Here is a 23943-nt window from a genome sequence, read left to right as displayed (position 1 = left end):
CCTAGATGCGACATGATACAAGATCACCCTTTGGGTTAGAACCGATTGCCGGCAACGACGAGGTGATTCGTGCCGTCGAAATAGATCTCCACCACCACCGTCTGGCTCGCGGCCAACGAGGTTACCGGCGCGACCCCGCCCCAGATAAGCCCAGGCCAACTGCCAATGGTCACAGCAACAGCCGAGATATTTCGGATTCGAACAGCCAGGCGCTGCCCAATCGGCAAGTTAGAGCCGCTCGGCGAGATCGATGCAATATTCCCAGAAGCAGCGATATAGACGGCTGCGGATGGCCAAGTAAAGGAAATCGTTGTAGCGAAAGGCAGCGTCACCTCTCCAGGCGAAACCTTCGACGACGCGCCGACCACTGTCCATGCGGACCCGTTGTAGCTGAGGTCCAGGCAGACACCCCTACCGGTGTAGACCTTGCTATCGATAGTGAGCGTGGTGAAAGCATCGTCAATCAGGACCTTGAGTACGCGCTGAGCAGCGGAACTCACCAACACGTTAACTTGAGTTGAAACTGTGTTCCTGAAAATCAGAATTTTTCGGATGTCATCCACGTTGATCGCAGAGGCCCCGCTACTTTCAATCGCCTGCGGGCGGAGTATCCCGTTGACCGCACCGAAGTACGAAACCTCATCACTGACGTACGGATCTACGCAGTTCACGCCGAAGACGATGTGATTCGGGCAGTTTGCGAAGTGACCACTTAGAACCCGTGGTCGGGCAGCGTCATCAAAGCGAATGCCGAATAGCGGAGATCCGGAGAAGTCCCCACCATCAATCACAACCTCTTCGTTGAACAGAGGGGTGAAACCGCTCACCGGCCGGTAGTGCCCAACGTGGATGTTGCAGTTCCCGATGTTGGTGAACTTGCCATTGCCGCCCCAGTAGGTGCCTTTGGTGCCGTTCACGTTGTTGGCGTTGTTCGTGCTGAAGGCATCACGGCTATAAACAGTCAGGCCCTGATGGTTGCCGTCGCCGCCGCAGTTGATGAACCTGGATTGCTGCGCGCGGCTGTAGGTTGTGGGGCCGTTGATGTTGTCGGAGACCGCCACAAAAGCCTGCACAGTGGTATCGAAGGCGAGGCAATTCACGAAAGTTGCGCGCAGCATCTTGGTTACAAAGCCATTGGGGCCGTCGTATGCGTAGCAGTTCTCGACGTGAATATCACCGCCAGCATCGCCGGTGGTGGTGGTTCCGTTCTGCTCCCAGAGTTGGTTGTGGTCGCTGGCCCGGGTGTTTACTTCATCCAGGCGAATGAAGCGCGTGGTGGAGCTCACACCGCCGACAGCATTGCCATTGACGTATCCGTCAACGTTCATGCGACTCAGCGTACAGCCCTGGGACCCCGTGAAGAAGATGCTTCCAAAGACGGTTGTACCACCTGGCAGCCACACCTTGGATGTGCGGTTCAGCAGCGTGCGTCCAGCACCGGTAAGGGCACACCAACTGGGCACGACAATGTTCATCTTGATCGTGCCAGCCGGCAGCCGCACACGCTTATACAGGTTGAGATATGCCGTCACTTTGGCACTTTCGTCAGTGCCGCCGCTCATATCCAGGTCGTTGGGCTGGTACCAACTCGCATCCAGCTTTTGCCGGAAACCTTCCCCTAGCTGTTGCCGTAGAGCTTGGTCGCCAACCGCTTGGAGCTTCGGGGCATCAGTTGCCCACGTCCCCGTCAAAGTCAGTGGAAGGTCCGCAGAATTGATGACCCGGTACAGTTCACCGTTTCGTTGAACCAGCTGGGTTTGGCGCTGGACAATCATTCCTGCGCCATAGGTGACATACACAGATTCGTAGCCGGACGCGAACAGGTAATTCGATACCTGTTGCTCCATTCCCCACCAGGTCTTCCTGAATTCTCCTTCCCTGTCGATCCATGATGGGTTTTTACTGTTTACACCCAAGTCCATGTTGGCAAAGTTGTCATACGCGTCGCGTGGATCGTCTGATCCGTTGGGCTCAACTGGGTTGCCGGTGTTGTAGCGCATAGAATCTCCGGGCAAAAAAAAGCCCGCTCAATGGCGGGCATGCTCGATTAAGTCCGGTCAGGCCGGCGGGAAGTTGTTGTCGTCCAGGTAGACGCGGTCGTCATAGTTCACGGCCGTGACATTGCAGCTCACTGTTCCACTGGGGTTCACTTCCTTGATGAGTGCCGGATAGCAGAACTTAGCCTTCGGCCCAAACTGGAGAACAGGCGCATCCATGGCACTGTTCAGGACCGGCGCGAAGTCCAGCGCGGGAATCGTCAGCCGATAGTCGTCAATCCGGGTGGCCACATAAGGCCCGGATGCGCTGCCATCGCGGCGGCGCAGTGCCACCCAGTGCTCGCCCCCTGCTGACCAGTTCAGCCGCTCGGATGACACCAGCATGTGTTGACCACCGAGGGGGGCGTACCCTTTCAGCATTGCGCTCTGGCCGTAGCCAGGGGTTGAGTCGCCAAGCAGCGCATAGTCCAGATACTTGCTGTTAAGGGCGTCCAGTTCCGTGGAGAAGGTGTAGCGCTTGCGCTGGTAGACCTGCTGGCGGCGACGGCGCATGCCGATACGCCAGGCCCTATGCTCATCACACACGCCTTCGATTTTGATTTTTTCAGCGCGCACCCCAAGGTCACCAGGTAAACGGCACTCCACTGTTTCGATCTGCCAGGTACCGCCACTCAGGTACTCAACATCCACGCCGTCGAAGTCGTCGGCCGTTACATGTTCGGCCTCTCGTTTGAGCGGCTTGGTCATTACCTGGGGGTTGTAGATGTGGTCGAAATCCGGGCCGCGCGGCTCATCGCGAACCGGGCGGATCAGCCCTCTATCGATGGTCAGCTCTGAAAATCCCGCCTGTAGCGCCTCGATCATGCAGGCTTTAACCGTGCTGACAGATTCGATAGTCCTGTCGTAAAAGTCACCCCGTGCCGTCCAGATGGCTTGCAGGCGGTCAAGCTCGGCCAGGTCAATGTCGGAATTCCCATCCTGAATCGAGTAGCCGACGCTTTCGGCGATGTAGCCGATCCACGCCGAAATGTCTCTGGTCGGTTCTTCCTCCGTCCAGGCGCCATTCCTGCGGGTCTTCAGCTTCCTGGTGGCGATCACCGACACCTGGCTTTCGGACTGGGAGGCAATGCGGTTCCCGCCCTTTACTCGCAGGGCGATCATCGTCACACCTTCGTATTTGAGCGGGGCATCCAGGTTTGACCGGAGCCCATACCACTGCACGGTGTTCGCATCCTGAGTACTGGTCGACTTTGCGCCGATGCGGCGGATCCGGACTTCAGGTCTGATCGCCTCGGGAATGGTGGTGTAGTTGGTGAAGCCCATTTGATCCAGGGTTGCAGCGGAGTAAATCTTGGTCTCCGATGTCCAGCCCCCGGCTGTCGTGATGTCGCGATACTGCATCTCTACAGTCACCTCAAAAGGGATCATCTCCCCTTTGCTGCCCACATGCACAAGGCCTTGCGGGAAGAAGATATCCCACGCAATACGCTTGGTAGTGGTTCCTGGTGGGCACGCAGGGAATGGGCCGGACCAATCGCCCTCCTGTGTCGACCCGTCAAGACGAATAGCGGCAGCCGATGTGATTAGAGCATCGAATCCTGGCCACGTTGTGTCAGAAGCACCGGCAGCGTTGATGCGCTCGACGCTGATAGCCGCGGTACTTGCAGCTGTGATTCGGTACCGCAGACCACGAAAGCCGATACCCATCTGCAGCCCGGTACCAATCTGCAGCCCGGTGGCCGGTCCGCCTTCTTGCCAGTCCAGCGTCATCTGGTCCGGAGCGCTGCCAACGCCTGGCGTGTAGCTGGCGACCGTATAGTTGCCAGCGTTTGCGCCAACAATTTCAATAGGCATGCCGACATATGGCGCCACCTGGTCGAGATTGCCGCGGATGATGTCGCGCCCTGCCCCGCCATCGATAACGTCATACGGATATGGCGCCTCGATGCGAACAAGCATGCCGGCAGCCCAGCCAACTGGAAATTGCCCGGCCCCGGTCGGCACGGTCACGGTGTAACCGGCAAACTGAAAGGACTGAGCCGTAGGTACCGGATTCACAGCGTAAGTGGCTTTCAGCTCGATACCAGCGGTCCCGGTCGAGGTGGCGCCGACTTCAGGTGCGGAGTGCCACCACTTGGCGGCAGTCTCGAATGACAGGTCATCACCGGGCTGGTAGACAACGAGCTCTGCATCGGCACCCAGCGAGATCACGGGGGTGTCGCCGATCAGAATGTTGCTCAGCGAAATGTCGTAGCGGCCCCGACCAACAACCAGCAGCATTTCAATCCACTGCGAGCGTGGATCGCCAAAGTAGCGGTTGGGGGGCAAAGCGTAATCGGGGTATGGACGTTGCCGACCCGCAATTTCGCGAATCACCGAGTTAAGCTTGACCTGGTTGCCCTTGACGGTCGCCAGGCCGAGGTCATTGCCCCGCTTGGTGTTTCCGCCGCTGTTCAATGACGGCATCTTCGGCATCAACGCGCCGAGCACTGCCTTGGCGCCGAAAACCAGCGCCAAAGTAATAGAAAACGGGTCTGTCCCCTTCGGCTCGCGGTAGATCTCGACTCGGTCCTCGGGGCCGAACTCGATGGAGGCCCACTGAGTTGGCAAGGCGCGATCGCCATTCACGAATACGCTCAAAGGCAGAGCGGCCGGCTCAACGTCATCAGGCAGGCCGTCAGCTCTAAACCAGTTCAGCAGCGTCTGCCTGGCAGTGACCGGATAGGTCTCAGCCGGTCCCAGGGCAAGCTTGTTGGGGAAGACTTCAATCATTCTCGGTCCCGGTAATAAATGACGGCGTTGTGGTCACGCTCGAACTGCGGCAAAGGCAGGCAGCGGGCGCCACGGGTGGGGTTGATTTCAAGGACTTTGAGCCGGTTACCCACTTCAACGACCAGCGCAACGTGAATGCAAATGTGCCCGCGCATCACGGCCGCGATGGCTCCAGGCTCAGGCGAGCACACCTCCATGTGCTCGGCCTCAGATCGATAAGCCCGGGTGAACTCTTTCGGCTCTGTGTTGCGCACATGCCCCCAGCTGGGCAGCAGGCGCTTGCCCATGTACCGATGGCGTGCATCCCTTACTAACCCCCAGCAGTCGAACCTTTCTGGACCGCGAGCGCCGTCCTCATACCTGCAGGACAGGTACGTGTTGATCCATTCCATAGGGAAACCCTCAGAGGTATTTGAGGCCTGGGGTGAAGTTCGTGGTGTAGAGGGCGCGCGGCCAACCAGTGCCGATCAGATCAAAGAAACCGCACTGCAGGGTTCCTAGGTTCTGCTCAAAGGAATCACTGCTCACAGACATCCGGTAAGGCTTCTCGCACGGCGCCGACGTGTCGCTGGCCAGGAACACGCGATAGACTGCGGTCACCCGCGCATTCCCATCCAGAGCCAGATCAGCCTTCTGCTGCACCTCTCCCGTCGTGTTGTCCACGGCGAAGGCCAGCGCCTGATTTCCCTTGTTGTTCTTCTGGGGCAGCGCGATGCCGATGTTCGCGGCAGTAAAGGTGAGCAACCGCCCGTCCTCTGTGCCGCAAATGCGATCCTTGAACCCGTTGCAGATCAGCACTGGCTCACTCCACGATGGGCAAGTGATCTCCAACGTGCGGACGAACGCTTCCTTACCGCCTGAAGCTATTGCCTCGCGGTAGGTATCTTCGAGAATTGTCATGTGGTGATCGCTTGGAGCTCAGGGATAGATAGGCGGCTTGGGTAGTACTTCAGGTTGCGGATGTATCCGTTGATGGGGTTGGTTGAGACGCCGCGTGCGCCAATCGTCAGTCGGTCTACTGTTGGCGGGGAACCTGGCCCCTGAATGTTGCTCAGCGTGCCATTCAGTACGGCCCTGATGTCATTCTCTTTGTAGGCCACAGCGTGCTTGTACACTTGCCCGCGCGCTGTCTCTCCTGGCCACCCATAGCCGAATATGGCAACTGCGGAGTCGTCATAAACCTGTGTAATCAATTGCACGTTTGTATACAGCGAGATACGCACAGCAGCCCCTGCCACACCGTCTGGCTGCAGGTTTGCCGCGAACCCCAAGCTTGATGACAGGTACACCATCTCGGCAAGCAGGGTTCCTTCCTTCTGCTTCAGCCACGGGCTGACATTGTCCACGTATGCCAGGTCTTGAGCGCGGGACGCCGCCGCTGTTGTGGTTGGAATGTATGACGTTGCGTCTTCACCAACCTCAAGTTGCACACCCCAAATTTGCACACTGTTGCCGATCGCCTGACCCAATTGGATAGCTGCCCAATCCTGCGTGCCTGCGGCAGTTGTCGTCATGGTCACGCTGCAATGATACCAACCGTTCGAACACTGCTGGATACGAGCGCGAACGGTACCAGCAACCACCACAAACGCCCCGGTTCCCGTCAAGCTAAAGTTGACTTGCTGACCGACTCCAAACGCAATTGCTGGCAGTGATATCGTCACGCCGGTTGTGCCCGCTGCTTTGGCGAAAAACCCAAAGCTGTATGGAGTTGCGTTCGCCCACGCCTGCGCAGCGCGCCACAGGTACACACCGCCGCCAACAGCGGTAACCGACATCAGGCCTGCGGTATTTGATCCGTCCGGCGCCACACCTGCCGCGCCAGCAATCGAACAGTTGACCTTACCCCATGCGGCGTTTGTGAAGTCTTGCGAAAAGGTGAGGCTATTGGTGCGAGGCGGCTCCATTTTCAGCCCGCGCGGCGCCAGGGTGGTGGGATCAAACTCAAAACGTGGTACATCTGCTGCGGCTTGAACCAGCAGGCCAGATGAGTTGAAGTACCGGGCAACACTGGCCCGCGAGAAGGTGATCAGATCACCAAATGACTTAGCCTCCATACGACCTCACCAGCAGCAGATAATCATTGGTTTGACCTACCAAGTAGGTCTGGCTTAGGAAATCAATGCTGAGTGACGGGCTATCCGCACGCACAACCTGGTAAACGCCTTGTTTGCCACCATGCGTCTCGTCTCTCTCGATCGTAATCGTGAGTCCAGGGCGCAACGTACGAATTGCCGCAATCGCCGCGGCATAGGTCGGGTAGTCGAACACCATTTCAGGCCACTCGCGATTGAGTGCCAGGTCGATGATGTTCATCATGAACCAATACTGCGGGAAGTCTTCCCACCCCGGGTTCATCAGCGGTGGCTCGCGCAGCTCAAGGGTCGCCGAGATTTCCCAGCGGCTGACCTGGACCAGGGAAGGCCCGGTGTAGTGGCCGGCGAACCGGCATTCGTACTCCTTGAAGCCAATTGGTGTCAGGAGGGTGGCCTTAAACCACTCCACCCCTTGAATCAGCTCGCGGGCGTACCACCCCTGGAAAAACGCCATCTGGTTGCGATCGCAATTCCATTTGGCGTTGATCAGGTATGGCACCTCATCGAAGTTGAGCCTTTGACGAGCTCGGCCTGACTCCATCTTGGTGCGCAGCATAGGGTCGACAGGGGTGTCGAGAGCGTACCCGTCCTGCAACGGCACAGGCAGCTCTGCTGGGTATTCGATCATGAACCAACCCCTTGAAGTCCGAATTTCGTGCTTATGGCTTGGTAGACTTGTGTGTCACCCATGATGCTGGCCACGGTGATCTGGAGGATGTTTTCACCGTCGTCATTGGTAGTCTGGGTGACCTGTCCAGGATTGGATTTGTCCTCGATGAGGTTCACCGTCAGCGCCATTTGGCCATAACCCGATCCGGATCCAGCTGCAGCCGTGCCCGTCGTCGCTACTCGCTCACCAGAGTTGATGGCCTCCAGTAGAGCGCGGTTCTTCCTGGTTGCCGCCGCATTGACGATAAACTCGCCGTCGCTGAGCTTGGCCAAATTGCTGTCCGATGTGCCGGTACCAGCCCCAGAGAAGTAACCACCAGTGGCGAAAGCAGGAACTGCGGCCAGCGTGGTTGCGAGTGCTGTTGTCGAGGTCAGTGCAGCTGCTGCTGGGATGGAGTTACCGCCGAAACTTGCGAGCGATGCCAATGCCGCAGCTGGCGCCCAGGCCGCAGCGGTAGTACCAGCCAAAGCGATGGAGGTGCCAGCGGTCGCAGTTCCAAGCGTTGCCGCAAGCGCCGCGTTCAGCCCCATCTGAACACCCATCTTCACGAAACCAGCGACTATTTCCCTCAGAACGTTCTTGCCGAGCTCTCCCAAAGACTGAAACGACAGGTTCAGATTCATGATCTGGTCACTAAGTCCGGTCGTGATAGACCCGAAGGCACTCGAGAACATCGATTGAGTCTGGCCGGCAACATCCATCGCTTGGCTGCCGAAGTTCTGCACGGCCGCTGTCCACCCATTGATGGGGTTTAGCATGGCCTGATCCATCTGAGCTTGGCCTGCTTGAAGAGCTTCAAGCTGCTTCGGCAAGTACTCGTTGGTTAGGTCAATCTGCGCCTGCAGATCCTGCCGCTGCTTTTCGGTCGTGGCGTTAGCCAGCTCGGTACGCAACTGCAAGATACGGTCGTTGGTCTGTTGCTCGAGCTGCACACGTTGCTGTAAGCGGGACGATTGCAGGTCGCCCATTCCTACGCCCTGAGCCTCGAGGCTGTATTGCGTGCGCTGGTTGCTCAGCTGTTTCTCAAGCTGCGCCCGGTACTCCTCGGCCTGGGTAAGGCCTTGCGCCCCCTTGATTGCGGCTGCGTAGTTGGTCGAGGCTTGTGCCAGAGCCTTGCCGTATTCGTCCTGGCTGATCTTTCCCTTGCTCAGGGCCAGGTCAAGCTGTAGTTGCTCCTTGGTCAAAGCTCGGGCGGCTTCTGCTGCGGGGTCATACTGGGCATACAGCCTGGCGAATGTATTCATCGCCTCCGGAATGCCCTTTCCCGCTGCGGCCTGCGCTTTGGCCGTCGCTGCAGCAGCCGACTTCGTAGCCTTCTCTGCTGCAACCTTTGCGTCCTTCTCCTCGGCGTACTTTAGAAGCAGCTTTTCTTGCTCCGGAAGCAGTTTGCCCAGTTCGCCGGTCTCGATTGCGTACCGAACCTTTGCCGCTTCGGTGTTCTGACCCTGCAAGGTTGCCTGTTTCTTGAGATTGGCCAGTAGCTTCTCGTACTCAGCGTTTACTGGGGTTACCGGGCTTTCACCCTGAGGCTTTTGCGCGCCTATCCCAGCAGATGCTTTTCCCATACGAGAAACCATCGTCCTGATGGTCCCGGCCTTCCCCTCAAGCTCAGCAATTTCTGCATCAATCTCCGCACGGTTATAGAGCTCAAACTTGAAGAATACGCTGTCCTTCTCGTCACCCTTCTTGAGTCTCGATCTCGCATTCTGCAAATCACGAATGCCGGCCAGGGTGACGCTCAGTTCGTTATTCAGGCCCGCAACGGTCTGCTTGTCGGCACGGAAGAAGTCCAGGAACTCACCAGAGTTGAATCCATCCATTGCCTTGGCAAGGGAAGCAATACCGCTCGCGAGCCTGCTGCTAGCGCCGGTCGCTTCGTCCAGGCGTCCAACAGTGGCAACGAGCGCATTGTTGAATGCGGTCATGGCCTGGCTGACGGTCAGGTTCAAGCTAGCGCTGAGCTGGTCGACCTGGTCCTTCTGGTTCTGGAGCGCTTCCACAATTGCAGCCGACGTCAGCTTCCCCTCTGACCCAAGCGACCGGAGCTGACCAATTGTTACACCCAGCCCCCGGGCGATGGCTTGGGCAAGTGCCGGTGTCTGCTCGAGGATTGAGTTCAGCTCATCCCCGCGAAGGGTTCCGGAAGCTAGCGCCTGGCCAAACTGAACCATTGCAGCATCTGCGGCCTGGGCGCTTGCTCCACTCAAAGCAACCGTTTTGGCTACTGTCTCAGTTACGCTGGCAACATCCTCGAAGCTTAGGCCCAGTTGCCGGCCGTTCTGAGCGATACGCTGGTACACCTGAGCGGTTGTTTCTAGCGACTGCCTAGAGTTCTGAGCGATGTCGTAAACCGACTGCTGGGCATATGCAAGCTGCTCCGATCCCTCAGTAACAAGCCTCAAGCGGTTTGTCAGGTTTGTGTACTGCTCAGCCGCAGCGGCGATTTTTGCCGCACTGAATGCTGCGGCCAATGGGGCCGCCAGGCCAGATACCGTCGATATTAACCGACCTGTCTGGCCCTCAAGACTTCTGACCTTTGCCCCACTGCTGGATGCCTTCTGCCCCATGTCTTCCATGGAGGATCCGGCCTTGCGCATAGCTGGATCGACCTTATTTCCCGCCGCCTCCATGGCGTTGAGATCCTTGGTCATCGACTTTGCGTCTCGCTGCGCGTCCCTCGAGTCGATGGTCACCGCAAGGCGGGATTCCTGCGACATAGCTTCCTCCAGGCGTAAAAAAACCCGCCGTAGCGGGTCTCAACTGATTCTTGCGCTCATTGACCGAGCCTTACGCCACCAGGGGCGGCATCGATTACGTTGTACTTTTCTACTGTGCTGTCAGTGTTGAACAGCACAGCCAAGGATTGCTGCTTCATGCCTGTGCCGAATGGACCAACGAATACGTACATCCACGTCATAGCCAGCTTCCCGTCGGAGCTGTACGACTGGCTGGCTGGCGCGCCAAACAAGTCATTCATTTGGGAGACAGTGGTTTTCCCCGGCTCAATCTGAGTGATGAGGTCAGGAGTGATCTTCTGTCCGCTACTGGCGCATGCTCCAAGCAACAACGACATAAATAAAACAGCCACGAGTTTCAGCATCACCAGCTCTCCATTTTGTGTGGTTGAGAATCTACCACCTCCATCATTTGCCACCAAAACAGAGCTTCGCAATAAACGCGCCCTACCTGCTTTTAGGCGGTCCCTTCGGCTTGTCCTTCTCCTGCTGCTCGCCCCAGTGTCGGCGGAACTCGTCATCCAGGGAGAATATTGCGGCATCGAACTCTTCGCGGCATATCGATGATGGGTAACGGGACAGATGCTCTGTGATCGACGTTGGAGGGATTGGAGCCGGAGCGCCTATCATGCCGACATACTGCCGAGTGCGACTGATTGAGCAGTAGGCCTCAAGAATCTCGGCTATGACGCCGTCGATCTCTGGCTGTGGAGGAACAGGCGCTACATCTTTCAGCCTTTCACGCTTCCAGCGGGCTTTCTCGTTTGCTTCGCCCGCCCAGTCGCGCCCCCAGACGTAGGCGGCGACCGCTTTTTTGCGGTCTCCTTTGCTCGCTCTTCAGCGCGAGTCAAAATGTCTAACGCAGTGCGGATCGCGAGCCAATAGACATCAGGCATCATCCCCATGAGCTGAATACACAGTTCAGGGGTGTATTCGGCTGGCACCCCAGGGTTCTCTGCGACATCCACTCCTTGCCAGTCCCTGATAAGGTAGCGGGCGGCAAGCTCGTAGAACAGGTCGTCGCCGGATTCGAATTCGATGTCTGCAACCGGCTCCAAACTGAAACTTGCCGTTCCTGCCTTGGTTTGGGCATCGATAGCGTCAAGGTGCCGCTGCACGAGCGCTTTGTGCGACTTGAACGCTGAGTTGCCGAATGATGCGACCAGGATCTTGGCGCCCTTGGCGAACTCAACCCAACGCTCGCCATTGAGATCAAGCTCAGGCTTCTTGATGGTGATGCCCATGATGTTCCTCTGCGGTAAAAGGCCCGACGCGCACCGCAGGGCGCGCCAGGCAAAGGGTTACGCGGTGATGGTGATGGTCGCGGTGCCGTTTTTGGTCGGGTCGGCCGCGCTGGTAGCGGTGACGGTGGCTGTGCCCACGGCTACAGCGGTCACCAGACCGGTCTGGCTGACGGTGGCTTTGGTCGCATCGGACGTCGACCAGGTGACTTGCTGGCTCGCGCCCACCGGCGCCACCAAGGCCTCCAGATCGCGAGTCTTGGCCACCTGAATGCTCGCAGTGGTTGGCGCCACAGTCACACCCGTGACGGCAATTGGCGCCGGGGTACGGGTAATGGTGGGCGGAACCCGGCGGCCGGTGTAGCTCAACTCGACCTGGATGATGTCGGTCGAGCCACCATCAGGCCAATCGCCGCTGACTTCCATTTCAGGAAGCAGGAAGGTGTAACCCCCATCTGCGTTGTTCAGGGTGAACTCGAAGCTCAATGCGCTGCTGGTCTGCTGGGCCTTCCAGAACTCATAGGCCTTCTTCGACCAGCTGATAGTGATGGAGCCGGACGGGGTGAAGATGGTGGGAATGATGTTGCCCGGGAACGGGTTACCGTTGCCGATACACCGCTGGGTTTGCACGCCGTTGTCGAACTGCAGGTTGAAGCTGTCAACGCAGGCGTTGTCCTCGCCGAGCTGCTCACCATTGATCTTGAGACCGCTCACGTCCTTGAAGCCGTACCGGCGCTGCTTGGCCTCCACCTGCGGGTTGACGATGAACGAGGTGTTATCGGCCTTGTCTTCCCACGAGGTAGCAGCAAACGTGGTCGTGACGGTGATTTCGTTGTCGCTCGGGACTTCGAAGTTCATCGTCGCGACCTGGGCGCCGCGGGCAACGGCCGCAACCCCAATGTCACTGGCGTAGGAACCGATCGAGAACGTGATGCGGTCGTTGCCCATGGTCAGGACGTTGCCGGCCCAGTCCTTGCCGAAGCAGGAGGCCATGAACTCATCAAGCGCCCCGTAGCGCAGCTTGGTTTCTACATCGCCCCCGACATCCACGGTGGTCTGGGCTGTGCCCTGGGCCATCCGGTCGGCACCGATTTCGTTGTTCTCTTCGCTGTTATAGGTCGGCAAAAGACCGAAACTGACACGGGTCAGCACGTTCCAGTTGCCTGCCGGTGTTACACCTGGGGTGACTTCGCGCTTCCACGCGGTCGAAACTTTAGCGCCCGAACTCATCGGAGCCTCCTTAGATCGTAGTGATCCGGGGAGGCGTGGCGACCAGAGGGGCCTAGCGGCGTGTCTGGTCAGCGTGCCCGGTGGTTCAGGTTGTTCAGATGTTCAGCTCTACCTCGACAGAGGTCAGGACTTGCCGGCTAATCTCGCCGAAAGCGTTTAGGTCGACATACTGGAGGTTGACGTATTCGACGCTGAGCCCGGTCTTCTCGTTGAAGGCCTTGACCGCGCCATGAATCTGCTCGGCCAGGATGCGGCGCTCTTCGCGCACCTGGTCAATGGTCATGCTTTCACTCATCGCCTTTCTCCTTCGAAGAAAGCCAGCGCTCCCAGGCGGCAAGCGCAGCCTTAGCCGCGCGGATCAAGCTGCGGTGCAGCTCCAGTGATGTTTTTGACATAAGCGCCTCTCAATTCTTTGGATCAACTGGACGAGGCCAGGTGAAAACAACTTTTGCTCCGCTGGACATGCTTTTCACCATGGTCAGTAGGCCCTGTATGGAATCCGCACGTTCACCTGGTACCAGTTGTTGCCATCATCACCGATGACCTGGGCGGATGCCGCGTGGCACTCAAATGGCCCTGTTGGGTCGCTGTAGAACTCGAACTGCTCGACCAGGGTGTCGGCCGCCCGGGTGATCGCCAGCGAGCCCTTGTAGGTCGGCACGAACAGTTGGATGACGATGATCCCGGTGCGGCGCACGCACGGCCCGATGCCGATTTCTGGCGTCGATGACAGACCGGGGATGTCGGCCAGTCGCGCCCATATGGTCTTGCCAGCCGGGCTGAATGGCTGAGCGTTGTTCGGGTAGTCCACGTCCGCCGCCGAAATCCCGGCCCACTGCTGCATGCGCCCAATGACAATGGCGCGAATCTGTTCGAAGGTCATGAGCTGTAGGCCTGGGAAACGCCGTGAAAAGAGACGGCATACACACCGCCTGGCGCCTGAGTGGAATGGCCATCCTCCAAGCGCTCTGCGTATGGCAGGTTCGTCTGGATAAAGACCGTGGTGAACGGCTCCAGCCCCGAAAGCTGGCTGGCACCGCGGCTGATCGTCTCGCTGCCGGCCGCGTCGGCTTTTGTCGTCACCGTGTATACGGGCTCGCCAATGCTCACGATGTGGCTACCCCTGAATCTACCTCCGACATACCCGGGTGGCGGCGGGCGCTTCCAGAGATCAGGATTACCTACCGGTGATCGCAGCACGATCTCATTGAGCATTGCCATCGCGATTACTCGGACACGCTTCGTGAGATCCTCTTCAACCACCTCAGCAAACGCGCTCGGAGGCGTACTCCACCCTCTCCCTTTGGCCATGGTCACTTCCTCAGCTGGATCTCGTAGTGGGCCTTGGCCGGATCGATGCCGGGGCTGACGACCGTGTATGTCGCTTGCTCACCAGTCAGCAGGTCTTCAGCGGTGATTTTGTGCCCCACAGCTGGTTTGTCGGTGACCTCGTTGGCCAGACAGATCAGCAGTACGTCGCCCACTAGGATGTTCACCCCGTCGATGCGCCGGCTGTCGTAGCTGTCGAGCACTCCGCGCCCGGTGTAGATCACCGGCTGGGCCGTGGTCGTCTCGTTTACTGGGTCCCACACACCCGGGCCCATGTAGGTACCGGAGAACGGCACGACCGCATCGGCCAGGTCTTCGTCGAAGGCCTCGGCCAGGTCGGCCTGGATTTCGTCGCGAATGCCCATGCCTACCCCCGTTTAACTGCAAAGGCGAACGGGTTGCTGCGCCAAGGCGTGAGCAGGGCCAGGGCCAATTGCACGCACGCTGGCTGGGCCGCCGTGGAAGTCTTGTCGATCGAGCCGAAGGTTTTGCTGGTCGATACCGAGCCAGCCTTGACCGTCTTGGCTTCAAGCGATCCCTCGGTCTGCTGCTGGTAGAGCTTGCCCTGCGACGCGCACTTGGCCAGGCGGGCGCCGGCCTGCTTCACATCGTCGGGGATGTCATCCATGTCGATGCCGAATAGGTTCAGCGCGGTCAGGTAGGCGTTCGCCTCGAAGACCGCCTCTTCCTTGGCCTCATCAGGCGCCCAATCAGCCCCGAGGATGCTATCCACGTCGGCCACAGTGATGTAAGTAGCCATCAGGCCTCCGCTTGAATGAATGGGGCCGCAGCCCCGGTTTTACGCCTTGGGCAGGTCGTCGACGGCCTTCTGCAACGCTTCTTTCGAGGCGTTGGCGCGGTAGGTGACGCTGGCAGCGTCGAGCCGGGCCTTGAGCGCCTCGACCTCTGGATCTACGTTCGAAGGCTTGAGCGCCTCCAACTGCTTGAGCAGTTCGGCCTTCTCCCCCTCCAGCGCGACCACCTTTGCAGCCTCGCCATCACGCTCACGCTGCAGGCTGGCGACGCCGGCATTAACCGCCGCCAGCACTTCGACAAGGCGGGACGCGGTTTCGCCCAATTCGCCTTCCGGCTTCGTCAGGCGCTGCTCGGCGAACGACTCGACGATCACGCCGATCGATGCCAGCTCGACTGTCAGGCGATCCAGCACGTCGTCACTCAGGCCGCCTGCTTCGACCAGCACCGCGACCTGGCGCAGCTCAGGGCGGATGGAAACCTCAGGGACATCCTTGGCTTCCCCCTTGCGACTCTCGGCTGCATTGGCGTCGATGATCACTAGGCCGTGTTCCTTGGCCAGTGCCTTCACATCTTCCTGGTACTGGTGGAATGGGCCCGCCAGGTACCAGATGTTGTTCTTGCTCATGCGAATGTCCTCAGCAGGCCAGGCCAAAGGCCCAGCCCACCGTCAGGGTTACTTGGAAGCGTCACCGATCAGAGCAACACCGGCGGTGTGCTTGATGCTGGTGGCGGTCTTGTCCCAGTTGGTGCCGGTGGCCAGTTCGGCATCGGTCGGGGACTTGCCGCCGGCGGTTACATCCCAGGTGTAGCCCTTGAGACCCAGACCGAAGGTGTAGTCGGTCTGCAGCGTGGTTTCGATCCGCTCCTTGCCGTTTGTGGTCTGGACGTTGCTGATGATGTCGCGACCGTCGTGCACCAGCGCTGCGCCTTGCACCAGGGACAGGATGATTTCCTTGTCCGGGGTGCCGTCCTGCATCAGTGCAGGGGCATCGGTCACAACCGATACCTTGCCCAGGATGTCGATCACGCGAACGTTGCCGGCCTGGAACAGTTGCTGCTGGTTTGCCAGGTTTTGACCAACCAGCTTGTGATAGCTGGTGCCCTGCATCACCTGAGTGACCAGGTTCTGGCTGGCATCACCGAACTTCGCGTGAGCGTTGTTCAGGCCGGCATAAGTGATACCGGCAGTCGCGGATACGTCGTTGACCGCTGAGGCCTGGGCGGTGATTGCGGCCACCAGAGCGGCGATGGCGGTGTTCAACTGGTCCTTCAGCAGGATTTCAGCGAATGCGCGGGAAGCGACCTCGATGCCTTGGGCGGTCGGACGCTCCAGCCAGGTCATCTGCGACGGCTCATAGCGGATCGGGCCGAAGCCGCCAGCAACCTTGACCGAGGTATTTTTCAGCTCGGTCAGGTCGGTGATCGGCGCGGCGCCGTTGGCGGCGTAGCGATCCACGCGGCGCTGAGCAGCGGCCAGGGTCTGGAAGAACGACTCTTGTAGGAAGTCGCCGGTGAAGCCGTCCGGGGACAGCACGATGGCGCCGCGGCTGGCGGCATTGAACGCAACGAGCATCTGATCCAGCGTCTCGATGGTCGCCGGCATAATGTATTCGTTGAAAACCTGCATTTGCGTCAGGGACATGGTTGTCGATCCTTATTTCTGAGGGAGGTCTGGGAACCGGCTGGCGATCGCCGCCGTGCGCTCCTCTTTGGTACCGCCGATGTTTCCTTTTGCGGCCCCGCCGCCCTTTCCAGCACCACCGGCCCCGCCGCCTGATGCCTTGCTGCCAGCGATCAGCGGGCCAAAGGCCGGATCGTTGGTGAATTCTGCTTTCAGCTCATCGAGCGTTGCCGCTGAGAGCTTGCCGGCCGCGTCCAGCACGACAACGGTGGGTTTACCGTCGCGCTGCTCGACGCTCAGCCGGCGTTCGATGTGGGGAAGCAATGCCTTGGCGCTGCCTGGAATGGCCAGAGTGGTCGCGATCTCGGTAGCGGTGCGGCCCACGGTCAGATCCCGGATCTGGCCTTGCAGGGTGCTGTTGGTGCTTTCGAGTTGGCCGGTCAGCTCTGCTTCGCGGCGCGCGTACTTCTCCGACCAGGACTTTTCGAGCTCTTCGACGTTGCCAGACTTGCGGGCTGCCTCTTCACGCTCGAGTCGAGCAGTTTCCTCGGCCTCTTTGCGCGCCTTCTCGGCCGCCTTCTTCTCGCCGAGCAGTTCGTCAACCTTGGCCTTCAAGCCGCTGACGTCTTCCTGCTGCGGGAGACCATCGATTCCGAGAACGAACTTGCCGTCCTTCTCGACGTACAGGGCCTGAATGGATTCGTCGACGCCGTCGAGGCTGTCCAGTTGGAATTTCAAGGTCATTGCTGTCTCCCAGAGACGTTGTGCAGGCCCTGCCTGCGGGCATAAAAAAACCGCCATTGAGGCGGTTACGAGAAGAATGTTTGTTCAGATGGTGAACATGTCACTGAGGTCGAAGTATTGGCACGGCGTGCCTTGAGCCATTGCGAGCTCAGTGGAAAGAAATGCACCGACGTTATGATGCAAATCTTCTGGGTATTTTCCCGGCAACAGATAGACCCTGCTGAATACCGTCCAAAGCCTTAAATCTTCCAAGCGGCCCGCCGCAAACGCTTCTGAAATCAATTCCAGAACCCATTTGGCCATTACGCATTTCTGCTTGGCGTGGTCGGGGTATTGCAAAACAACCTTGAACGCTAGAAATAAATTCCCAAGCTCTGCAGCTGACAGGCTTCCATACATGCCGCATTTCTCCTCACACCCGATATTCGAGGAGCACATTACAGCGGCATAGCAGCCCGCTCAAATGCCATCGGCTCTCGCTCGCGCAGCTGCTGAAGGGTCAGTGTCTTGCCGTTGTCGTCAACAAACCGATCGATGGGCAACTCGCCTTTGCTGAAAAGCTCGTAGCGAGCCGGGCCAAGCACATCGCGCTGGAACGAAGCAGGCTGCCGTGCCAACCACTCGGGGTAGCTGGTCTTGCTGCTGACCTGCTTAACTCCATCCGGGCCGACTGATGGCCGCGTGGAGCCTGGTATCTCCCGGGCATACTCAGGCTTGAGCACCGGAATCAGCGTCGTGCGGCACCGCCAGTGATAAGGCGGTTTTGGGCCATCCAGCGGGATGATCGTCTGGTCAATGCTCATGCAGAACAGCGTGGTGCGGCTGTCCAGGGTGGCGACCCGGCGCATCCCCAGAAGAATGTCGTCGTTCTGCTTCATAACTTCGGCACGCGCTGTGGCGGCGATGTGATTGGTCATGGTGCTGACCAAGGCCGACGCCTGATCCTTCTGCATCTGGTGGATGCTGCTCAGGCGCCGGCTGATCTGCTGGCTGGTTTCGCCCAGGGATGAGCCGATCTGGATTTCACCGATGATCTCGGCAGTCTTCTTGGTGCCGAACTGGTCAAGCGCACCGCTGATGCTGATCCGCTGAACACCCTTGCGAGCCTCCAGCAGCATGGGGTCGGCCAGGGCAGCAGCCGAAACCAGCTCGGCGGACGGCACATTGAGCTGAACCACCGCGCGGACGACCTTACCCAGCATCGTGGCGTTGAATTCAGCCTCATACTCGGCGAACTCACCAAGATCCAGCTGAGCGCGTCCCTTGAGGTCGTCGTATATGCCCCGCAAATCGCCCTGAAGCGTTTCCATCTGGGCGGTGTAGCGCTTGGTGCCATATGCGCTCAAACCGTCCGATACGCGCTGCTTGGCGGTCCTGATGGCTTTGCTGATAAACGACGCTACACGCTTCAGGTTTCCGCCTGCATACCGCTGGACGTAGATCTGATGCCGAGTGGCGGCGTCCTCCAGGTAGCCTTCATTGCTCATCGCTTCCGCCTACTGGTGGTTCGGTCTCGATTTCTGCGTCGATCTTCTCGTCAGTGCGATCGGCCTCAAGCACACCGCCCTGCCGCAGGTTGGTGCGAAGGTCGGACTTGGCGATCAGGCCCTGCTGCCAGAGCTGGACCTGAGCGAGGATGTCCTGAGCCGTCATGGTCTCGTCGAAGAACGACTGATTGAGCCAGAAGACCGTGCCCTTCTCGTCCGGCTCGCCCATCATGAAGCGCTCGGCGTCGAGAATGGCCCGTTTCAGGGCCTCGGACACGTTGCCGGCGATGGTGCCCAGCACGCTGTTGTCGGAGCTGTACCGTATGCGCACCGCTTCAGCTGTCTCGGCGCCGCCCGCCTTCTGGACGATGCGAGCGCCGATCATCAGCATCTGCTCTTCCTTGTCCTTCAGCAGCGTGCGGGCCAGTTGGCTCTCGGTCGCCTGGACCAGGGTTGCGGTGCCGCTCTTGCCAAGGTTGTAGCCTCGGGTCGAGCCGATGTGCATGCCATTCGGGTTCACCTTGGCGAACTCGTCGGCGCTGATATCCGTAGTGATGAACAGAGTCGGCTGGCTGCTGATAAACCCGCTCTCCTCCACCGTTGCGCTGTTGCCGTAGTGCAGGATGTTCACATCGGCCAGGTCCTCGAGCGGCGACTTGTCGACGCTGGCGTCGTTGTTCTGGGCGCCGTAGAAGCTGAACAGGATGTGGTCGAAGGGTCGGCCGTTCTTGTCGAGGGGCGCGACCTCCGTGAAAGTCTTGCCGTCCTCTGCGTAGACACGCTGAACATAACGGCCGTCAACCAACAGCAGTACACGGTACTGGGTGCCCGTGGTCCGTTCCAGGCTGTCTGGGCTGAACTCCGATGTGCACTCCCGCAGACTGACATAGACCAGGCGCTTTACCCCGTCCACCACCTGCTCATCCCAGTCGACGATCGACTCGGCGCCGTAGTGCTGGATAAGCGCGCGACGCCCCTGCATGTCAGCCATCGAGGACACCCCTTCAACCGCCGGGAAGTCCACCAGGAAGCCGCCACGGCCGCTATCTAGGCACTCCCCTACAGAGTCCTTCGAAAGCTGCTCCAGGCTCGTGCCATCGCCGCTGGCGTTCTCCTTCAGGTACTCGACACCGGTGGGGAGCTGCAGCTCGGCAGTCTTGCGGAACACCGCGCCCAGCAAGCCAGTGCGCGTTCGCCCGGTGATGTTCAGGAACATCGCCCGCTTCTTGTACTGCTTGTACCGCGCCAGGTTCTCCTTGGATTTGTTCTCAGGGTCTGGCATCGGCAGGTAGATATCGTGCTTGCGCACCTCGCGGGCACCGGCCACGCAGCGCTTGACCAGCTGCCAGCCGGGCAAGGCTTCCGAGTACTCTGCCCGGGGACTGAAATTCGGCATGGGTGGCCTCAGAAAGTGAACGAGATTGGAACGTGCTTGACCACGGAGCGCTTGGTCTTGGCCACAGCGAAGTAGCGGAAGGCGTCGGCCGGGTGGGATGACCAGTCGTGCAGAGGCTTGTCTTTCCAGCACCCGCGCTTGTCATCCCATTCCTTGCGGTAGCTCTCCAAAGCGGTGATGCCCTCCTCGCACTTGGCTTCGTCGAAGGCGCAGTTCGGGAGAATCTCCCGGGCCTGCTCGATGCCTTCATCGATGCCCAGCTTCGGCACCACCTGGAACGTCATGCGGTAGACCTGGCCGTCGATCTCGTAGCCCTCTCGGGCGAGTTCTCGCCGAGTCTTGCCGTCGCTACCAAATTCCCGGTTATCGATGTCGTGGGGGCCCCAGTGCTCGCCATACTCGTAGCCGCGATCCTTCAGCACCTTCATGTAGTGCCGCAGGCCTTCACCGCTGTTCTGGTAGAAGTCGACAACGTGGTACTCCTCGCCGACGATCCGGACGAACCAGATGGCCGTGGAGTCGCCCACGCCGATGTCCCAGAACGTGTGCACCGGCAGGTGGCTGTTGTCAGGTAGCTTGCCGATGCGCTGGGCGGCGTAGAGCTTGGTGAACTGCTTGGCGTAGTAAGCGCCTTCGATCGTCTGCTGGAATGCCTCGGCAGGGATCGACGGGTACTCCCGCTTCATGTCGTCGCCGAGGGTCTTTTCCTTGGCGCTGTACCAGGCGCGCTGGCCTGGGTTGGTGACGATGCCGTGCTTGACTCTCAGCTCGTCGAAATACTTTGTCAGCCGGTCGGGGATGACAACATCGGTCGGCTCCAGCCAGTACAGCGGGTTCCGCCACCAGCTGAAGAAGAAGAACTTCCAGTCCAGCAGGCCCAGGGGCACGCCGGCCAGTTGCTGCTTCTCGGCAGACTGGCTGTAGTCGAAGAAGTAGCCCGCCCGCCCCTCGGCCGTAGACTCGATGGTAACGAAACACTCAGCGGCCACAGCCTCAAACGCACCGGTGACGATCTCCCGTGCCTTGTGCGGGAACTTGGCGCAGATCTTCCCGAACTCGGACACATGCAGGTAACGCAGTGTGCCGCCCCGGAATGAGGTCGAAACGTAGAGCGATCCACCCTTGCTGAAAACCAGCTCGCCCGCGGCGTCGTTGCGCGCCGGGTTGGCCGCCTTGATCTCTTTCGGCAAGTTGTCGTAGGCGTACTTCACCTTCTCACGGAACAAGCGCTTGGCGTCGTTCAGGGTGTGAGCGATAAGCGCGCACTTCGCCGCTTCGAACAGCGCGGCATCCAGCTGGACGATGCAGACCAGAGTGGTGAACCCAAGCTGCCGGGCCTTGAGGATGATGTTGCGAGTGTGCATCCCCTGGAAGTAGTCGATCTGCTCCTGCGTCATGCGGAAGCGGACCTTCTTGCCCTGTTTGTCCGTGATGAAGTACAGGTTATTCAGCCGCCAGAACCGATCCCGGAGCAGTTTCAGGTGCTCGGGCTTCATGATCAGGCGTCCTTCGAGAGTTCATCCATCAGCTGCGAGAGTTCGTCGGAGTCTTTCGACTGTTCCTTGTCGTCCAGGCCGAATGCAGTGCGCTCGAGCACCTGCAGGTTCTTCATGGCCGAGGACAACTGGAAAAGGGTCTTGGCGTTGCTGGGCAGGGCGACAGCTGCAAGCATCGAGCTGCGACGGAAGCCGCTTTCATCGGCGGCAGTCTCATCAGCAATGGCGTCTTCGATCTCTTCGCGCTTCTTGATCGTAGTGAGCAGATCATCCATCAGCAGGTTCGCAAGGTTCGTGGCCTTGCGAATATCGCGGCGATGACTGCGAACAACCGTCGCGCCTTCTTCTGCCGCCTCTTCGATGATTTCTGCGTCACGCTCAGGGTTCGCACATTGGTCTTCGCGAACCTCGCCGCGAACCAGCTTGTTGCGAACCTCTTTTCGAACTTGCTCCGAGAGGTCACGCGCCCAGCCCTGGGCCTTTGCCTTCTTGCGGATTGCGGTGTCACTCACACCATGCCGGTCAGCGATGGTGCGGATGGAAAGCGCCCCGGCCCGGTAGGCTCGTTCGATCGCCTCCCAGTCGGGTTGCTTGGTTGTCATGAGGAAACGTACCGATAGGAGATTGAGATTGCTTGGCCATCACGAGATGATGGCCACTTCATCAATCCAGAGTGATAGGGAATTCCATGGGTCACAAGATTTTCCTCAGCCACAACCACGCAGATAAGCCAGTGGTCGAGCCAGTGGCGTTACGGCTCGCAGGAATCTTCGGGGAGTCCGCCGTGTTCTATGACTCATGGTCTATACGCCCAGGCGATGGAATCATCGATCAAATGAACAAAGGGCTTGAGGCACCAGAATTTGTGTTCTTCTTTGTTTCGGCAAATAGTCTTGCAAGTCAGATGGTGAAACTTGAATGGCAAAATGCCCTATTTTCTGCATCTCGCGGCAAGACACGCATCATTCCAGTAAGAGTCGATGGAAGCTCAATGCCACCGCTTCTCACGCAAACTCTGTACATCGATATGTATTCAGCAGGCCTAGAAGCAGCCATCGCCCAGATAGTCAACGTCACCCAAGGCAATACATCCTTTGCTCCTCAGCATGGGGAGTTTTCTAACCTAAGCTATTCAGCCGATCTGGATGGTGAAGAATCAGTAGTTGTCACAGTCAGCGCATCTCATTTCATGGAGCCGAATGGTAGTTTCCTGATCGAAACTACAAACAATGAGAATGAATTTTCATGCGAGTCGGTGAACGGCACCCCATTCTTTGGTGGATATCGGATCAACAGCCCTAGCGATACCGCTGGCACGACGATCCATTCATTCCACTACAAGACCATGGGTGGCGCGATAACACCCACCCATCCGCTGCAAATACGTATCAAGTCCCTAACAGAAGCTCGCGTAGTCATCGTTGGGTTCCGTCATGAGGTGGCTCAGAACGAATGGAAACAGCTACCGTTCGAAAAAAAGACCGCTAGGCCTAATACACCCTAAGGGTGCGAATCGCACCGCCGGTGTAGATATCACGCTTTATTGCGGCGCGTATCGCATCTTCTACGCTTGCGCCCATATCCATGGCAGTGAGTGCGAATGGTGAACCGCTGCCAATGGCATCAGCACGGCGCAGGTCGATCCTGGTCTTCCAGATGCCCGTGTTGTCATCGTGCCCAACGAGCCACAACTCACCGTCGGCGACTGCATAGCCAGAGGCCTCGACCTGGGATGAAGCCGGGGTACCAAAGTAGGCTGCTATCAACGCGTCGTAGTCACAAACCGCGCCGGTGCAGATAAAGCCAACACCCTTAACCACCTTCAACTTCTCGCAGTCATCATCGGATATGACTGTCCCACGGGTTGTTCTGGAGTCGTAGGCGATCACTCCGTCTTTGTAGGCGATAGTGGTCATTCAGTTCTCCGCGCCACGAAACGGCGCACCTTGAATTTGTGGCGCGGGCTACGCCTCGGGGTTTCGCCCGGGCAACTTGAACCCTGTGAAACGATCGGCGTAGGCGCGGATTTTGTCCACTCCAAGCAAGCCGATCATCCCGCCAACAATTCCGGCGGCAGACTGTGGAATCCCCAGCAGCTCAAGTCCGGAAAGCATCGCGAGAGTGATACAGCCGCAAAGCAGGCTTTCGAGGAAGGCCGCCTTCTTGGTGCCACCACCATAAATGATCCGCAGTGCCGAGATCGACACGGCCAGGCCGGCTGCATAGAAAGCTGGAGCATGCTGACTGAGCCACGCAAACACGATAAGCCAGGTGTCTGGTTTGTCTGGCATATGGTTCATTCCGGTTCCTCCCTTTCGGGGAGCGAGTTAGGTTCGGCTCCTGCGGCACTCCCAGCTCGGAGCAATGGGTGTG

26 protein-coding genes are annotated in these 23943 nt (G+C 58.9%); 1 reads left to right on the top strand and 25 read right to left on the bottom strand.

All coding sequences use genetic code 11. From position 1 onward, the window contains the following. Window positions 1-35 precede the first annotated feature (35 nt). The 23 genes from DM813_RS19100 to DM813_RS18985 all read right to left on the bottom strand — a co-directional run bounded on the left by DM813_RS19100 (window position 36) and on the right by DM813_RS18985 (window position 22172). Window positions 36-2000 carry a hypothetical protein gene (locus DM813_RS19100; RefSeq protein WP_128324928.1) on the bottom strand — a complete coding sequence of 655 codons (1965 nt, stop codon included), beginning with the start codon at window positions 1998-2000 and terminating at the stop codon, window positions 36-38. A gap of 57 nt (window positions 2001-2057) precedes the next feature. Next, on the bottom strand, window positions 2058-4769 hold the full coding sequence (locus DM813_RS19095; protein ID WP_128324927.1) for a host specificity factor TipJ family phage tail protein: 2712 nt from the start codon (window positions 4767-4769) through the stop codon (window positions 2058-2060). Then, window positions 4766-5056 carry a hypothetical protein gene (locus DM813_RS19090; protein WP_347233027.1) on the bottom strand — a complete coding sequence of 97 codons (291 nt, stop codon included), beginning with the start codon at window positions 5054-5056 and terminating at the stop codon, window positions 4766-4768. The genes DM813_RS19095 and DM813_RS19090 overlap by 4 nt, the downstream gene beginning before the upstream one ends. A 115-nt stretch (window positions 5057-5171) precedes the next feature. After that, entirely contained in the window at window positions 5172-5669 is a 498-nt protein-coding gene (locus tag DM813_RS19085) for a DUF1833 family protein (protein ID WP_128324925.1), read from the bottom strand. Continuing rightward, window positions 5666-6826, bottom strand: a complete 1161-nt coding sequence (locus DM813_RS19080; RefSeq protein ID WP_128324924.1) for a phage head spike fiber domain-containing protein — start codon at window positions 6824-6826, stop codon at window positions 5666-5668. Before DM813_RS19080 ends, DM813_RS19085 begins: the two co-directional genes overlap by 4 nt. Next, window positions 6816-7493 (bottom strand): hypothetical protein, encoded by a 678-nt coding sequence (locus DM813_RS19075; protein ID WP_206617403.1) that lies wholly within the window; start codon window positions 7491-7493, stop codon window positions 6816-6818. Before DM813_RS19075 ends, DM813_RS19080 begins: the two co-directional genes overlap by 11 nt. Beyond that, window positions 7490-10252, bottom strand: coding sequence for a tape measure protein (locus DM813_RS19070; protein WP_128324923.1), 2763 nt, complete (start codon window positions 10250-10252; stop codon window positions 7490-7492). The genes DM813_RS19075 and DM813_RS19070 overlap by 4 nt, the downstream gene beginning before the upstream one ends. A 56-nt stretch (window positions 10253-10308) precedes the next feature. Then, window positions 10309-10635, bottom strand: coding sequence for an outer membrane protein assembly factor BamE domain-containing protein (gene bamE / locus DM813_RS19065; RefSeq protein WP_128324922.1), 327 nt, complete (start codon window positions 10633-10635; stop codon window positions 10309-10311). A gap of 366 nt (window positions 10636-11001) precedes the next feature. Then, window positions 11002-11514 (bottom strand): hypothetical protein, encoded by a 513-nt coding sequence (locus DM813_RS19055; RefSeq protein ID WP_241653201.1) that lies wholly within the window; start codon window positions 11512-11514, stop codon window positions 11002-11004. 57 nt (window positions 11515-11571) lie between these two features. Then, entirely contained in the window at window positions 11572-12741 is a 1170-nt protein-coding gene (locus DM813_RS19050; protein ID WP_128324920.1) for a phage tail tube protein, read from the bottom strand. A gap of 94 nt (window positions 12742-12835) precedes the next feature. Further along, entirely contained in the window at window positions 12836-13036 is a 201-nt protein-coding gene (locus tag DM813_RS19045) for a hypothetical protein (RefSeq protein WP_128324919.1), read from the bottom strand. Window positions 13037-13219: 183 nt separating this feature from the next. Beyond that, window positions 13220-13624 carry a phage tail terminator-like protein gene (locus DM813_RS19040; protein WP_128324918.1) on the bottom strand — a complete coding sequence of 135 codons (405 nt, stop codon included), beginning with the start codon at window positions 13622-13624 and terminating at the stop codon, window positions 13220-13222. Beyond that, window positions 13621-14052: an HK97 gp10 family phage protein gene (locus tag DM813_RS19035; RefSeq protein WP_128324917.1), complete on the bottom strand. Its 432-nt coding sequence runs from the start codon at window positions 14050-14052 to the stop codon at window positions 13621-13623. The genes DM813_RS19040 and DM813_RS19035 overlap by 4 nt, the downstream gene beginning before the upstream one ends. 2 nt (window positions 14053-14054) lie before the next feature. After that, a complete protein-coding gene (locus DM813_RS19030; RefSeq protein ID WP_128324916.1) occupies window positions 14055-14435 on the bottom strand; it encodes a glutamate 5-kinase in 381 nt (126 codons plus the stop codon). A 2-nt stretch (window positions 14436-14437) separates the two neighbouring features. Next, on the bottom strand, window positions 14438-14830 hold the full coding sequence (locus tag DM813_RS19025; protein WP_128324915.1) for a protein singed: 393 nt from the start codon (window positions 14828-14830) through the stop codon (window positions 14438-14440). Window positions 14831-14869: 39 nt separating this feature from the next. Next, window positions 14870-15451: a hypothetical protein gene (locus DM813_RS19020; RefSeq protein WP_128324914.1), complete on the bottom strand. Its 582-nt coding sequence runs from the start codon at window positions 15449-15451 to the stop codon at window positions 14870-14872. A gap of 48 nt (window positions 15452-15499) precedes the next feature. Continuing rightward, on the bottom strand, window positions 15500-16468 hold the full coding sequence (locus DM813_RS19015; protein ID WP_128324913.1) for a major capsid protein: 969 nt from the start codon (window positions 16466-16468) through the stop codon (window positions 15500-15502). Window positions 16469-16480: 12 nt separating this feature from the next. Further along, window positions 16481-17191, bottom strand: a complete 711-nt coding sequence (locus DM813_RS19010; protein ID WP_128324912.1) for a hypothetical protein — start codon at window positions 17189-17191, stop codon at window positions 16481-16483. Window positions 17192-17275: 84 nt separating this feature from the next. Further along, on the bottom strand, window positions 17276-17590 hold the full coding sequence (locus DM813_RS19005; RefSeq protein WP_128324911.1) for a hypothetical protein: 315 nt from the start codon (window positions 17588-17590) through the stop codon (window positions 17276-17278). Between the two features lie 38 nt (window positions 17591-17628). Further along, window positions 17629-18678 (bottom strand): phage head morphogenesis protein, encoded by a 1050-nt coding sequence (locus tag DM813_RS19000; protein WP_128324910.1) that lies wholly within the window; start codon window positions 18676-18678, stop codon window positions 17629-17631. Beyond that, a complete protein-coding gene (locus DM813_RS18995) occupies window positions 18668-20074 on the bottom strand; it encodes a DUF4055 domain-containing protein (RefSeq protein ID WP_128324909.1) in 1407 nt (468 codons plus the stop codon). Before DM813_RS18995 ends, DM813_RS19000 begins: the two co-directional genes overlap by 11 nt. A gap of 8 nt (window positions 20075-20082) precedes the next feature. Continuing rightward, window positions 20083-21570: a terminase gene (locus tag DM813_RS18990; protein ID WP_128324908.1), complete on the bottom strand. Its 1488-nt coding sequence runs from the start codon at window positions 21568-21570 to the stop codon at window positions 20083-20085. Window positions 21571-21572: 2 nt separating this feature from the next. Beyond that, the gene (locus DM813_RS18985; protein ID WP_128324907.1) at window positions 21573-22172 is read right to left on the bottom strand and encodes a hypothetical protein; all 600 of its coding nucleotides are present in this window, start codon (window positions 22170-22172) and stop codon (window positions 21573-21575) included. 86 nt (window positions 22173-22258) lie between these two features. Here DM813_RS18985 and DM813_RS18980 point away from each other — a divergent pair, with 86 nt between their 5' ends. Next, the gene (locus tag DM813_RS18980; RefSeq protein WP_128324906.1) at window positions 22259-23074 is read left to right on the top strand and encodes a toll/interleukin-1 receptor domain-containing protein; all 816 of its coding nucleotides are present in this window, start codon (window positions 22259-22261) and stop codon (window positions 23072-23074) included. Here the strand turns inward: DM813_RS18980 and DM813_RS18975 are convergent. Continuing rightward, window positions 23061-23486, bottom strand: coding sequence for a proteasome subunit beta (locus tag DM813_RS18975; RefSeq protein WP_128324905.1), 426 nt, complete (start codon window positions 23484-23486; stop codon window positions 23061-23063). The genes DM813_RS18980 and DM813_RS18975 overlap by 14 nt on opposite strands. A 48-nt stretch (window positions 23487-23534) precedes the next feature. Then, complete coding sequence (locus DM813_RS18970; protein ID WP_128324904.1) at window positions 23535-23870, bottom strand: phage holin, lambda family; 336 nt, start codon at window positions 23868-23870, stop codon at window positions 23535-23537. Between the last annotated feature and the right edge of the window lie 73 nt (window positions 23871-23943).

Origin of the sequence: Pseudomonas alkylphenolica (assembly GCF_004025535.1) — a bacterium.
In the GTDB taxonomy this organism is placed as follows: Bacteria; Pseudomonadota; Gammaproteobacteria; order Pseudomonadales; family Pseudomonadaceae; genus Aquipseudomonas; species Aquipseudomonas alkylphenolica_A.
The sequence above is the reverse complement of the archived record's forward strand: the minus strand, read 5'-3'. Positions and strand labels throughout refer to the sequence as shown.